The 13,376-nt window shown below is 71.0% G+C and carries 12 protein-coding genes; 9 read left to right on the top strand and 3 right to left on the bottom strand.

Annotated features, from left to right (window positions below; genetic code table 11):
• Positions 1-14 precede the first annotated feature (14 nt).
• The 3 genes from AMIS_RS36350 to mshB form a co-directional block, all read right to left on the bottom strand.
• On the bottom strand, positions 15-482 hold the full coding sequence (locus AMIS_RS36350) for a hypothetical protein (protein ID WP_014447471.1): 468 nt from the start codon (positions 480-482) through the stop codon (positions 15-17).
• Positions 483-547: 65 nt separating this feature from the next.
• Positions 548-1,063, bottom strand: coding sequence for a hypothetical protein (locus tag AMIS_RS36355; protein ID WP_014447472.1), 516 nt, complete (start codon positions 1,061-1,063; stop codon positions 548-550).
• Positions 1,060-1,953 carry an N-acetyl-1-D-myo-inositol-2-amino-2-deoxy-alpha-D-glucopyranoside deacetylase gene (mshB, locus tag AMIS_RS36360; RefSeq protein ID WP_014447473.1) on the bottom strand — a complete coding sequence of 298 codons (894 nt, stop codon included), beginning with the start codon at positions 1,951-1,953 and terminating at the stop codon, positions 1,060-1,062. Before mshB ends, AMIS_RS36355 begins: the two co-directional genes overlap by 4 nt.
• Positions 1,954-2,106: 153 nt before the next feature.
• Between mshB and AMIS_RS36365 the strand changes: the two genes are divergently transcribed.
• From AMIS_RS36365 to AMIS_RS36405, 9 genes are all read left to right on the top strand, one after another.
• Positions 2,107-3,909, top strand: a complete 1,803-nt coding sequence (locus AMIS_RS36365) for a prolyl oligopeptidase family serine peptidase (protein WP_386933091.1) — start codon at positions 2,107-2,109, stop codon at positions 3,907-3,909.
• Positions 3,910-3,977: 68 nt separating this feature from the next.
• Positions 3,978-4,532: a Uma2 family endonuclease gene (locus AMIS_RS36370; RefSeq protein WP_041830281.1), complete on the top strand. Its 555-nt coding sequence runs from the start codon at positions 3,978-3,980 to the stop codon at positions 4,530-4,532.
• A gap of 31 nt (positions 4,533-4,563) precedes the next feature.
• A complete protein-coding gene (locus tag AMIS_RS36375; RefSeq protein WP_014447476.1) occupies positions 4,564-6,000 on the top strand; it encodes a TldD/PmbA family protein in 1,437 nt (478 codons plus the stop codon).
• Positions 5,997-7,442: a TldD/PmbA family protein gene (locus AMIS_RS36380; RefSeq protein WP_014447477.1), complete on the top strand. Its 1,446-nt coding sequence runs from the start codon at positions 5,997-5,999 to the stop codon at positions 7,440-7,442. Before AMIS_RS36375 ends, AMIS_RS36380 begins: the two co-directional genes overlap by 4 nt.
• A gap of 200 nt (positions 7,443-7,642) precedes the next feature.
• Positions 7,643-8,431: a hypothetical protein gene (locus AMIS_RS36385; RefSeq protein ID WP_014447478.1), complete on the top strand. Its 789-nt coding sequence runs from the start codon at positions 7,643-7,645 to the stop codon at positions 8,429-8,431.
• Positions 8,432-8,515: 84 nt separating this feature from the next.
• The gene (locus AMIS_RS36390; RefSeq protein WP_014447479.1) at positions 8,516-10,411 is read left to right on the top strand and encodes a fumarate reductase/succinate dehydrogenase flavoprotein subunit; all 1,896 of its coding nucleotides are present in this window, start codon (positions 8,516-8,518) and stop codon (positions 10,409-10,411) included.
• Positions 10,408-11,397, top strand: a complete 990-nt coding sequence (locus AMIS_RS36395) for a succinate dehydrogenase/fumarate reductase iron-sulfur subunit (RefSeq protein WP_014447480.1) — start codon at positions 10,408-10,410, stop codon at positions 11,395-11,397. The genes AMIS_RS36390 and AMIS_RS36395 overlap by 4 nt, the downstream gene beginning before the upstream one ends.
• Before the next feature lie 30 nt (positions 11,398-11,427).
• Positions 11,428-12,087 carry an alpha-ketoglutarate-dependent dioxygenase AlkB gene (locus tag AMIS_RS36400; RefSeq protein WP_014447481.1) on the top strand — a complete coding sequence of 220 codons (660 nt, stop codon included), beginning with the start codon at positions 11,428-11,430 and terminating at the stop codon, positions 12,085-12,087.
• 506 nt (positions 12,088-12,593) lie between these two features.
• The gene (locus tag AMIS_RS36405) at positions 12,594-13,295 is read left to right on the top strand and encodes an ABC transporter ATP-binding protein (RefSeq protein ID WP_014447482.1); all 702 of its coding nucleotides are present in this window, start codon (positions 12,594-12,596) and stop codon (positions 13,293-13,295) included.
• The last annotated feature ends 81 nt before the right edge of the window (positions 13,296-13,376 follow it).

Here is a 13,376-nt window from a genome sequence, read left to right on the forward strand (position 1 = left end):
CCCTCCGGAGCGCTCTAGCGCCGGACCACGCGGCGTGGGCGGGTGGTGCGGGCGCGGGTGAACGCGGCCAGCGACTTCGACCGGTAGTCACGGCCCAGCATCACGGCGACGCCGAAGCCGAGCGCGGAGCCGACGATCGCGCAGGCCGCGTAGATCCAGACCTGGGCGAAGAAGTCGCCGGCGCCGTTCGCGAACGGGCTGCTGCCGCTCAGGAACGGTCCCACCAGGACGGTCAGCAGCATGCCGCCCAGCGCGCCGAACCCGATCTCGGGCAGCCAGGTGCTGCTGCGGACGTGCTGCGAGCGCAGGAAGGTGAGCACGCCCAGGATCAGCGCGATGAGGGCGAACATCACGATCGACGCCCGGTTCTGCGCGCTGTCCGAGCCGTCGTAACCGAACCGGACCACCAGCCGCGCGACCGCATTGATCACAAACAGTCCGGCCGCCAGTACCGCGATCCGGAACCAGCGCTGCTGCCTCATCTCGTCCTCCCGGGGAACAAACGTTCGTCGTCCCGGTCATCTTGGCGGATGCGGCGCGTGGATTCCTAGAGGCTGCCTGAGAGTCCGCTGTCAGTGGCCTTCGCCGCCACCGGCTTCAAGATCATCCGGTACGAGTAGACCGCGTACGCCAGGCTGCCGGTCAGGATCATCACGAGCGCCACCCAGTTGTCCCCGCTGAGCAGGTAGTCGCCCTCGGTGGTCCGGGTGCCGGCCGCGGCCAGCATGATCAGCGTCCAGAGCGCCCACGGCGGGCCGAGCGCCCAGCGGCGACCGGTCACCGTCACCGCGAACCAGGCGATCACCAGGTTCGCCCCGATCGCCACCGGGATCGCGATCGGGATCAGGAACCCGCCGCTGGTCCAGAGCGACTCGCCGTTGCGCAGGACGGACACCCCGCCGGAGCGCAGCGTGGTCAGCTCCAGCTCGAACACCGCGGTGACCAGCGTGGCGATCACCGCGACGACGACGCCGGCGACCCGGACGACGGTGTCCCAGCCGTGCCACGGCTCCCGCGGCGCCCTCGCCGGTTGCTGCTGCTCGACGGTCTCCGGGGCGGTCATTGCTTGATCTCCAAGCCGGCGAAGAGGTCGTCCTCCCAGTGGAACGGCCCGGAGCCCGGGCCGCGCTCGCCCTTCACCAGCGTGTAGTACTCCACGCCCATGAACTCGCCGCCGAAGTCGCCGGCGATGCCGTAGAGCCACGAGTTGTCCGGGATCTGGGTGGCGTGCGCGCGCATCGCCGCGGTCTTCTTCGCCGAGTGGTCGGTGCCGTCGACGCGGGCCGCGATCTGCTCGTCCGGCGTGCCGAACGGCAGGTCCTCGACGTGCTCGACCTCGGCGAACGGGTTGCCCTCGGACTCCCGGAACGCCGCCATGCCGTCTTTCATGACGCTCAGCGGCATCGCGCTCCAGTAGATCTTCTCCGGCCCGTCCGGCCCGGCCAGCTCGGCGGCACGCATCGCCACGCGGTGCGCCTGGATGTGGTCCGGGTGACCGTAGAAACCGTTCTCGTCATAAGTGATCATGACCTGCGGGCGGACCTCGCGGATGATCTCGACGAGGAGGGCGGCGGCCTCGTCCAGGTCCGCGCTCCAGAACGCCCGGGGGTGCTCGTTCGTCGGCAGGCCCATCATCCCGGAGTCGCGGTACCGCCCCGGGCCGCCGAGCATCCGGTGATCGGTCACGCCGAGCGCCGCACACGCGCGATGCCACTCCACCAGCCGGTAACCGCCGAGCTGGTCGGCGTGCGCCGCGCCGAGCTGGGCGAGCTCCGGCACGTGGATCTCACCCTCCTCGCCGAGGGTGCACGTCACGAGCGTCACGTGGGCGCCGAGCGCGGCGTAGTGCGCCATGGTCGCCCCGGTGCCGATGACCTCGTCGTCGGGGTGCGCGTGCACCAGCAGCAGACGGCGTGCGGGCAGAGGCTCGGTGGGCACGGCCGATGTAGTCACGGCGGATACTGTACTGGCGGCCGGGAGCGGCCCGGCGTCACGAGCCCGCGGTTTGACCCGCGCGAGACCGCCCCGATCAGCGATGCTGTCAGCGTGGAGTTCCCGGCACTCGCCGAGCGCACCGGCGGATTCAGACATGGCGCGCCGCATACCGTGACGATCGGTGCCGACACCGCCCGGATCCTGTTTCTGCGGTCGGCCGGACCGGACGACCCGGATTCCGCGCTCTGGGTGCTCGACCTGGCCGCCGGCGCCGAGCGGCTGGTCGCGGACGGGCCGATCGACGCGTACGCGGCCGACCGCGACGCCCGGGTGGTGGCCTTCGCCCGGGCCGGCGAGCTGTTCCGGGCCGACCTGGTCGCCGGGACCGTCACCGCGGTGCCGGCGGCGGGACCCGTGCACGACCCGCGGCCCGCGCCGACCGGCCGCGACATCGGGTACGTCACCGACCCGGACGGCGCGGCGACGCTGCGGGTGGTCGGACCGGACGGCGATCGGCTGCTGGCCGGCGAGCCCGGCAACGCGTGGCGGGAGCACGGCGGCACCATCTCCTGGGGCATGCCGGGAACCGGGGCGGCGGAGTTCGGGCGTACCCGTGGCTGGTGGTGGTCCCCGGAGGGGACCCAGATCCTCGCGGTACGCACCGCCAGAACCGCCAGCCTGCACCTGCTCGACCTGGACGACGGCTGGGTCGACGTGCACTGGGACCGGGAGACCTACCCCCACCTGGCGCAGGTCCGCTGGGAGTCCGGCGGGCCGCTGATCACCGTGCTGCGCCGGATGCAGCAGCACGGCCTGGTGCTCTCGGTCGACCCGCGCACCGGCGAGACCCAGGTACACGCCGAACTCGCCGACGCCCGCTGGGTCGAGCCGGTGCCCGGCACCCCACGCCACCTGCCGGACGGGCGGGTGCTGGTCGGCGGCGAGCTCGCGCACGACGGCTTCGACGCCCGCTGCCTCTTCGCCGACGGCAGCCTGCTCACCCCGCCCGGCCTCTACGTGCGCCGGGTCGCCGGCACGCTGCCCCGCGACGGCGGACCGGCCGGATCCCCGGACCTCGTGGTCGAGGGAAGCCTCGGCGACCCGGCGGTGCGGGAGGTGTTCCGGGTGCGTACCGCGGTGGGCGGCGGCGGGCCCGAGGTGACCCGGATCGCCGGGCTGACCGGCCGGGACGGCGTGGTCGTCGGCGGGGACGTGCTGGTCGCCGGCGCCCAGGTGTGGCGCGGCGACGAGCGGGTCGCGGTGCTGCGGTCGTCGGCGGCCGCTCTGCCGTACCGGCCGGAGCCGGTGCTGGAACGGGTCACCGACCGCCGGTTGCCGGCCGCTGTCCTCTACCCGTCCGGCTTCGTCGCCGGGTCACGCCTTCCGGTGCTGCTCACGCTCGGCGCGGGGCCGGGACACCAGCAGGTGCGCGCGGACGTCCACGCCGCGGAGAACCGCGAATGGCAGGAACGGCAGTGGTGGGCGGACGCCGGCTTCGCCGTCGTATCGATCGACCCCAGGGGTACGCCCGGAGTCGCACCCAGCTTCGAGAAGGCGGTGCACCGGCGACTCGCCGACGTCTGCCTGAACGACCTGGCCGACGCGCTGCACGCACTGCTCGGCAAGCATCCCGACCTGGACCTGAGCCGGGTCGCGCTGCGCGGGCACGGCCTCGGCGGCTGGCTCGCGGCCCTCGCCGTGCTGCGCCGCCCGGAGGACTTCCACCGCGCCGTCGCCCGCGACCCGGTGATCGACTGGACCGGCCTGCCGGCGCCGATCGCCGAGCGGTACCTGGGTGACCGGGCCGACGCGGCCGACGTCTACGCCCACCACAACCTGCGTTTCGCCGGCGCGTCGGACGCGGTCCTGCTGGTCGGCGCGGAGCTGCCCGGCTGCCCCTCGGTCCCCGCCGCCACCCTCACCGAGGAGCTAGCCTTTCTGAGTGGTCACGCCACGGAGGTCACCCGAAAGTAGTCATGGGGAGGGGTGTCATGGGACCAGTTGTTGTGAGACATTCGAATCCCGACAACCCGGGAGACGCCATGACTACCTCTCTTCTCCTCCCCCAGAAACCCGTGACGGAGCCTGAGTTCCTGGCCATCGGCGAAACGCCCGAGCGCATCGAGCTTTTCGACGGGAGCCTGCACGTGACACCAGCCCCTACTCCCCGCCATCAGCGACTTTCCACACGCCTCGCCATCGCACTCACTCCGGTGGTCGAAGACGCCGGGCTGCTCCTCCACGAAGCGGTGAACGTGCGCGTGGGTACCGACCGCATCCCGATCCCGGACCTCGTGATCACCGGGGAGATCGACTTCGACGAACTCGTCATCGACGCGTCGGCCGTGCGGCTGGTCTGCGAGATCCTCTCGCCGTCGAACGGCGACACCGACCGGGTGCTCAAGAGCCACTACTACGCGACGGCCGGCATCCCGTGGTACCTGCTGGCCGACCCGGTGTCCGGGACCCTGCGGCTCTTCGGGCTCGACGGCTCGGCGTACACGGAGGTCCAGGTCGCCACACCCGGGGTTCCGCTGCGGCTCACCGAGCCGGTGACCGTGACCATCGATCCGGAGCGGTTGCTGCCGCCTCGCTGAAAGCGTCGTACCCGGCGCATAGGGTCGGTTCATGACCCATTTCGATGAGGCGGGTGCGGCGGTGCAGGCCGCGCTCGACGCGGGCGCGCGATATGCGGACGCCCGCGTCATGGTGCGGCGCACCGAGGCGATGTCGGCCCGGGACGGCGCCGTCGAGGACGTCGGTTTCGACGAGAGCGCGGGCATCGGCGTGCGAGCGCTGGTCGGCTCGGGGTGGGGCTTCTACGCCGTACCCGATCTGTCCGAGCCCGCGGCCCGCGCAGCCGGCCGGCGGGCCGCGGAGATCGCCGCCGCCAGTGCTTCGGTGTCCGGGCCGCCGGTGGGCCTGGTCCCGGCCGGCGCGGTCGTGGCGAGCTGGGCCAGCGACTGCGTGATCGACCCGCTCGGCGTCTCGCTCGCCGACAAGGGCGACCTGCTGGTCCGGGCGACCACCGCCGCCAAGGAGGCAGGCGCCGACCTGGCCGAGGCCAACTACTCGGTGTGGGACACCCGCAAGTGGTTCGTCTCCAGCGAGGGTCACCGCATCGACCAGCACATCCGGGAGTGCGGCGCGGGCGTCACCGCCAGCGCGTTCGGCGACGGGGAGATCCAGCGCCGGTCCTGGCCGTCGTGGCGCGGGCAGTTCGGCACCCGTGGCTGGGAGCTGGTCGAGGAGATCGACCTGGTCGGCAACGCGCCGCGGATGGCCGAGGAGGCCCGGGCGCTGCTCACCGCGCCGCTCTGCCCGTCCGGCGAGACCACCCTGGTGCTCGGCGGCGAGCAGCTGGCGCTGCAGATCCACGAGTCGGTCGGGCACGCCATCGAGCTGGACCGGATCCTCGGCTGGGAGGCGGCCTTCGCCGGCACCAGCTGGCTCGACCTGAGCCGGCTGGGCTCGCTGCGCTACGGCTCCGAGCTCATGAACATCACCATCGACCCGACGTTCCCCGGCGCCCTGGGCAGCTTCGGCTTCGACGACGAGGGCACGCCTGCCACGAAACGGCACGCGGTGCGCGACGGGATCTGGGTCGGCGTGCTGGCCGGGCGCGACTCGGCGTCGGTGGCCGGGCTGGACTACGCCGGCAGCGTCCGCTCCGACGGCTGGTCGCGGCTGCCGATGGTGCGGATGACGAACGTCGGGCTGGAACCCGGCCCGCACACCCTCGACGAGATCATCGCGGCCACCGACGACGGGGTGTTCATGGACGTCAACCGGTCCTGGTCGATCGACGACCGGCGGCTGAACTTCCAGTTCGGCTGCGAGATCGGGTACGAGATCAAGAACGGGAAGCGGGGACGGATGCTGCGCAACCCGACCTACACCGGGATCGGCCCCAAGTTCTGGCAGTCGATGGACATGCTCTCCTCCGAGACGATCGCCTGGGGCACGCCGAACTGCGGGAAGGGTCAGCCCGGCCAGATCGGCCACACCGGGCATCCGGCGGCGCCGGCCCGGTTCACCGGGGTACGGGTGGGGGTGCGCGGATGAGCGCCGAGCTGGATGTCGCGGCCCGGGTCGTCGAGCTGATCCGCGAGCTGGCCGGACGCGAGGCCGAGGCCGAGGTGGTGGTGCGCAACGAGGCCGAGGCGCTGACCCGCTTCGCGAACTCGGCGATCCACCAGAACGTCGCGGACGTGACCACCGGCGTGCGGCTGCGCCTGCACACCGGCGGGCGCACCGCGGGCGGCTCCACCACGGTCACCGGCCCGGACGGGCTGCGCGCGCTCGTCGAGCGCACCCTGGCGGCGGCCCGGGTGAGCCCGCCCGACGCGAGCTGGGCGGGTCTGACCCGGCCGGCCGCGCTGCACGTCTCGGCCGGTCACCCCGGCTCCGGCGAGCACTCCGGCCTGTCGTTCGGGTTCGACGAGGCGACCGCGCACGCCGATCCGGCCGACCGGGCCGCGCGGGTCCGGGACTTCGTCGACGCGGCCGGCGGCCTGGAGACCGCCGGTTACTGCCGGACCGTCGCCGTCGCGGCGGCGTTCGCCAACACCGCCGGGCAGGCCGTCGAGGGCCGGACCGTGGAGGCCGCGATGGACGGCATCGCCCGGTCCGGCAGCGCCTCCGCGGGCTTCGCCGACGGCGTGGCCCGGCTGGCCGCCTCCCGGTTGTCCGGCATCGACGGGGCGGTGCTCGGCGCTCGCGCCGCGGCCAAGGCACGCGCCGCCGGCCAACCGGCCGAGCTGCCACCCGGGTCGTACGAGGTGGTGCTCGAACCGGACGCGGTGAAAGACCTGCTGGAGAACCTCGCGACGTTCGGGTTCAACGGCAAGGCGTGGGTGCAGCGGCAGTCCTTCGCCGAGCCGGGCCGGGCCCAGTTCGACCCGGCGGTGACCATCGTGGACGAGCCGCTCGGCAGCCGGGCCGAGCCGGCGCCGGGTCTGCCGTTCGACGACGAGGGCACGCCACGCCGGTCGCTGGTCCTGGTCCGGGACGGCGTGACCAGGGCGGTCACCCACGACCGGACGTCGGCTGCGGAGGCCGGCGCCGAGTCGACCGGGCACGCCTCGCCCTACTCGCGGTCCTGGGGTCCGCAGGCCACCCACCTGCGGCTGGAGGCGTCGGACACGGCCGTGTCCACGGCGGACGGCCCGGCCGCGATCGCCGCGTCGGCCCGGCCGCTCGTCGCCCGGGTCGCCCGCGGCCTGCTGATCACCGATTTCTGGTACACCCGGGTGCTCGACCCGAAGAGCCTCGTGGTGACCGGCCTGACCCGCAACGGCGTCTGGCTGATCGAGAACGGGGAGATCGTCTCGGCGGTGGGCAACGTGCGGTTCACCCAGTCCTACCCGCAGGCGCTCGGGCCCGGCCGGGTGCACGGCATCGGCGGCGAGTCGGTGCTGCTCCCCGAGTCGTGGGGCCGCGCACGATACGCGGCGCCCGCCCTGCACCTGGCCGGATGGAACGTCACCGGGAACGCGTCGGGATGATCTACTAACCCATTCATGATCGTCCAATCGACGCGGGATGGGGATTTTGTGGTCCACTTCGCATCCCCGCGCAGCGAAGTGTCGGACTTTCGGCGTAACGTGTGCCCCACATCACTGTCGCTCCGCGGCAGCTGAGTGGGGCACACGTGTGCCCGGACCCGGCTGGACGGCGGAGGAGAACGGCACATTCAGGAGATGGAATGACGACCACGGCAACGACGCCGGGCGGCCGGGCCCGCGCGGCCATCGCCGCGCGGACACTGCGCACCGACCGGTGGTGGCTCGCGCCCCTGATCACCTTCCTCGGCCTGAGCGCCTGGGTCACCTACGCGACGGTTCGCGTCTTCATGCACAAGTGGTTCTTCGTGGAGGAGTTCCACTACCTCACACCGTTCTACTCACCGTGCCTGACCGAGCGATGCGGCGCCGCGGCCGAGTTCGGCACTCCCCTGCCGAACTTCTTCCTCATCCCGGAAGCCGCGTTCACCCTGCCGTTCCTGCTGCTCTTCCGGCTGACCTGTTACTACTACCGGAAGGCGTACTACCGCTCGTTCTGGTTGTCGCCGCCGGCCTGCGCGGTGCCGGACGGGCACAAGAGCTACTCGGGTGAGACCCGCTTCCCGCTGATCTTCCAGAACGCCCATCGGTACGCGTTCTACGCCGCGGTCATCATCTCGGTGATCAACACATGGGACGCGGTCCTGGCGCAGACGACCGGACTCGGCCTCGGCAACGTGATCCTCTGGATCAACGTGATCATGCTCTGGGCGTACACGTTGTCCTGTCATTCCTGCCGGCACATCGCCGGCGGGCGGCTGAAGCACTTCTCCCAGCACCCCGTGCGGTACCGCTTCTGGACGTTCGTCTCGAAGCTCAACACCCGGCACATGCAGCTGGCCTGGATCACGCTCGGCACCCTGGCGCTGACCGACTTCTACATCATGGGTCTCGCCGCCGACTGGTTCTCCGACCTGCGCATCATCAATTGAGGGACCCATGAGCGAGCTTGCGAGCGAATCATCAGGCACAGTCTTCGACTCATGGCGGCGCCGGAGCGAAGCGGAGGAGACGTCATGACCACCGCGATCGAACGACACCTGTACGACGTCGTCGTGATCGGTGCCGGCGGCGCCGGGCTGCGCGCGGCGATCGAGGCCCGGCTGGCCGGCAAGCGCACCGCGATCATCTCGAAGTCGCTGTTCGGCAAGGCGCACACGGTGATGGCCGAGGGTGGCGCGGCCGCCGCGATGGGCAACGCCAACTCGCGCGACAACTGGATGGTCCACTTCCGGGACACCATGCGCGGCGGCAAGTTCCTGAACAACTTCCGGATGGCGGAGCTGCACGCCAAGGAGGCGCCGGAGCGGATCTGGGAGCTGGAGACGTACGGCGCGCTCTTCGACCGTACGAAAGACGGCAAGATCTCCCAGCGCAACTTCGGCGGCCATGAATACCCCCGCCTCGCCCACGTCGGCGACCGGACCGGCCTGGAGCTGATCCGCACCCTGCAGCAGAAGATCGTCTCGCTGCAGCAGGAGGACTACGCCGAGACCGGCAGCTACGACTCGCGGATCCGGGTCTTCCAGGAGACCACCGTCACCGAGCTGCTGCTCGACGGCGACCGGGTGGCCGGCGCGTTCGGCTACTACCGCGAGTCCGGCGAGTTCCTGCTCTTCGAAGCGCCGGCCGTGGTCCTCGCCACCGGCGGGGTCGGCCGCAGCTACAAGGTCACCTCGAACTCCTGGGAGTACACCGGTGACGGCCACGCCCTGGCCCTGCGCGCCGGCGCGACGCTGATCAACATGGAGTTCCTGCAGTTCCACCCGACCGGCATGGTCTGGCCGCCCAGCGTGAAGGGCATCCTGGTCACCGAGTCGGTGCGCGGTGACGGCGGTGTGCTGCGCAACTCCGACGGCAAGCGGTTCATGTTCGACTACGTCCCCGACGTCTTCCGCAAGCAGTACGCGGAGACCGAGGAGGAGGCCGACCGCTGGTACACCGACCCCGACAACAACCGCCGCCCGCCCGAGCTGCTCCCCCGCGACGAGGTCGCCCGGGCGATCAACAGCGAGGTCAAGGCGGGGCGTGGCAGCCCGGCCGGCGGGGTCTTCCTGGACGTCTCCACCCGGATGCCGGCCGAGCAGATCATCCGGCGCCTGCCGTCGATGCACCACCAGTTCAAGGAGCTGGCCGACGTCGACATCACCAAGGAGCCGATGGAGGTCGGGCCGACCTGCCACTACGTGATGGGCGGCGTCGAGGTCGACCCGGACACCGGCGCGGCGTTCGGCCGGGTGGAGGGGCTGTTCGCCGCCGGTGAGGTCTCCGGCGGCATGCACGGGTCCAACCGGCTCGGCGGCAACTCCCTCTCCGACCTGCTGGTCTTCGGTAAACGGGCGGGCGAGCACGCGTCGTCCTACGTCGACTCGCTCGACAAGCGCCCCAAGCCGTCGAAGGTGGACGTCGCCGCCGCCGTGGAGGTGGCGCTCGCTCCGCTGGTCCGGGGGGAGGGCGAGAACCCGTACACCTTGCAACAAGATCTTCAGGCGGTGATGGGCGATCTCGTCGGCATCATCCGGCGCGAAGGCGAACTGAGCGACGCCCTGAAAAGACTTCACGAGCTTCGGGTACGGGTGGCGAACGTCGCGGCCGGCGGCGGCCGGCGCTACAACCCGGGCTGGCATCTGGCGCTCGACCTGCGCAACATGCTGGTCGTCTCGGAGTGCACGGCGAAAGCGGCGCTGGAACGGGAGGAGTCGCGCGGCGGGCACACCCGCGAGGACTTCCCGAAGATGAGCCCGCAGTGGCGCCGGATCAACCTGATCTGCTCGATCGACGAGTCCGGTGACGTGCACCTGGAACGCAAACCGGTCCCCCGGATGCGCGACGAGTTGTCCGCTCTCTTCGACCGCAGCGAGCTGGCGAAATACCTGACCGACGAGGAACTGGCCGAGTTGGAGGCAGAATGAAACGCCACTTCCGCGTCTGGCGCGGGGATGCGTCCGGCGGCGACCTGACCGAGTTCGACGTCGACGTGAACGAGGGCGAGGTGGTCCTCGACATCATCCACCGGTTGCAGGCCACCCAGGCGCCGGACCTGGCCTGCCGGTGGAACTGCAAGGCCGGCAAGTGCGGCTCCTGCTCCATGGAGATCAACGGCAAGCCGCGGCTCGGCTGCATGACCCGGATGTCGACGTTCACCGAGGACGAGACGATCACGATCACGCCGCTGCGGACCTTCCCGGTGATCCGGGACCTGGTAACCGACGTGTCGTTCAACTACGAGAAAGCGCGGGAGACCCCGGCGTTCGCCCCGCCGGTCGGGGTGGCCCCCGGCGAGTACCGGATGCAGCAGGTCGACGTGGAACGCAGCCAGGAGTTCCGCAAGTGCATCGAGTGCTTCCTCTGCCAGAACACCTGCCACGTGGTCCGCGACCACGAGGAGAACAAGGAGGCGTTCTCCGGCCCGCGGTACTTCATCCGGGCCGCCGAGCTCGACATGCATCCGCTCGACGCGCGCGGCGACCGCAAGGAGTACGCGCAGTCCAGCCAGGGCCTCGGCTACTGCAACATCACCAAGTGCTGCACCGAGGTCTGCCCGGAACACATCAAGATCACTGACAATGCGATCATCCCGATGAAGGAGCGCGTCGTGGACCGTCGCTACGACCCGCTGGTCTGGCTCGGCCGCAAGATCTTCCGGCGCGACGAGCTCGAGGACACGGAGTCGATGGCGCCCAGCGGCTCCACCGGCGTCACCGGGGTCGCGGCCGGGCTGCCGCTCTCCAGCTCCCGGCTGCCCGAGGGCCCACCGGTCGGCGCGGACGGTCACATGGACGTCGCCGAGCTCGCGGCGCCGATCCAGGGCGGCCCGTCCCCGTTCGGCGAGGACGTCACGTTCCCGCTGCCTCCCGAAGAGATCGTTTACACCCACCCGTCCACGGACAAGCACTGATACTCGAACGTCCGTACTAAACTGCCCGGGATGAGCAGCAGTTACCAGCCCTCGATGCTCGACCTCCTGGGAGACGGGCCGGCGCTTCCCGCCGGTCCGTCCGACGCCGTGGCGTTCACGCCGCTGGACCGGGTCACCCGGCATCGGCTCACCGCGGGCGCCTGGGTGGATGTGCTGCCCGGCTGGATGCACGGCTCGGACGCGGTCTTCGAGACGCTGCTCGGCATCGATTGGCGAGCCGAGCGGCGGAAGATGTATGACGACGTCGTCGACGTGCCGCGGCTGCTGCGCTGGTTCGGCGGCGCTGAGACGCTGCCGCACCCCGGGCTCACCTCGGCGAAAGCACTGCTCAACACCCACTACGGCACGGAGCTGGGCGAGGAGTTCGTGACGGCGGGCATGTGCCTCTACCGCGACGGCCGGGACAGCGTCGCCTGGCACGGCGACACCGTTGGCCGCTCCGCACGCCACGACACCATGGTCGCGATCGTCTCGTTCGGCTCCCCGCGCAATCTGCTGCTGCGCCCCAGGGCGGGCGGGCACGACACGCTGCGCTTCCCCCTCGGCCACGGCGACCTGATCGTGATGGGCGGCTCCTGCCAGCGCACCTGGGAGCACGCCATTCCGAAGACGGCCCGCCCGGTCGGCCCGAGGGTCAGCGTCCAGTTCCGCCCTCACGGCGTCGCCTGAACCCGCTCACCCACCCCACCCTCGACAACCACCCCACCCTCGACAACCTCCCCACCATCCACAACCTCCGCCCGCCGCCCACGCCCACCCGCCAAGGCGCCGCCCGCCACCCGCGCCGCCCGCTGCCTGGCGCCGCGCAGCATGCCGCCCGCGCCGCCCGCTGCCTGGCGCCGCGCCGCCCGCCGCCGTGCGGCATGCCGCCCGCTGCCTGGCGCCGCGCAGCATGCCGCCCGCCGACCGGGGCGATCCTGGCAAGCCATGCCCATCTGGCGACCACAAGCTGCCTAGATCGCAGCGGAGGGCAGGCGGCGACAGGCGAGCGGCGGCGCGGCGGATGGGCGCGGGGTGGGTGAGGTGGTGGGTCGATGGAGGACCGGGGGTGAGCTGCTGAGAAATCATGAGGTAACAGGGACATTGCAAGTGGTTGACGGCGCGGCCGAGAAAGTTACACTCCTAGTGTAAATAGTTGACCATCACTCCACGCAGGACTTCCACCGGTCCGGGAGGTGGCTGTGGCAACAGATGAGCTCGCCCTTCACCACATAACCGTTCGCTTCGGCGGGCTGACTGCTCTTGACGATGTGTCCCTGCGCGTGGCGCCGGGGAAAGTCGTCGGAGTGATCGGGCCCAACGGGGCGGGCAAGACGACACTTTTCAATGTCATCTGCGGATTCGTGCCGCCGACCGAGGGCACCCTCACCCTCGACGGGCGGGACTGGCGACCCCGGCCGCATCACCTCAGCCGGCTCGGGATCGCCCGGACGCTGCAGGGGGTCGGCCAGTTCGCCGGCATGACCGTGCTGGAGAACGTGATGGTCGGCGTTCGCGGGCGGCGGGCCGAGGCGGAAGCGCTGGCCGCGCTGGATCGGTGCGGTGTCGCGAAATATGCGGCCACCTATCCCGGCGCGCTGCCCTATGCGATCCGCAAACGGATCGAGCTGGCTCGCGCCCTCGCATCGAAGCCGCGCGTCCTGATGCTCGACGAGCCGGCCGGCGGTCTGGACACCGACGAGATCCGCTGGCTCGGCGACCTGATCAAAGAGATCGGCACCACCGTTCTGCTGGTCGAGCACCACATGGACCTGGTGATGTCGGTCTGCGACGAGATCCTGGTCCTCGACTTCGGCAAGCCGATCGCGCTCGGCACCCCCGCCGAGATCAGCACGAACGAGCGGGTCACCGAGGCTTATCTCGGCACACCCGCATAACAAGAGCCGCGCACAAACGCAGCACACAAAAGCCGCGCACAAACGCAGCACACACGAGCCGCACACAAACGCGCAGACCGC

Source organism: Actinoplanes missouriensis 431, from assembly GCF_000284295.1.
GTDB classification, from domain to species: Bacteria; Actinomycetota; Actinomycetes; order Mycobacteriales; family Micromonosporaceae; genus Actinoplanes; species Actinoplanes missouriensis.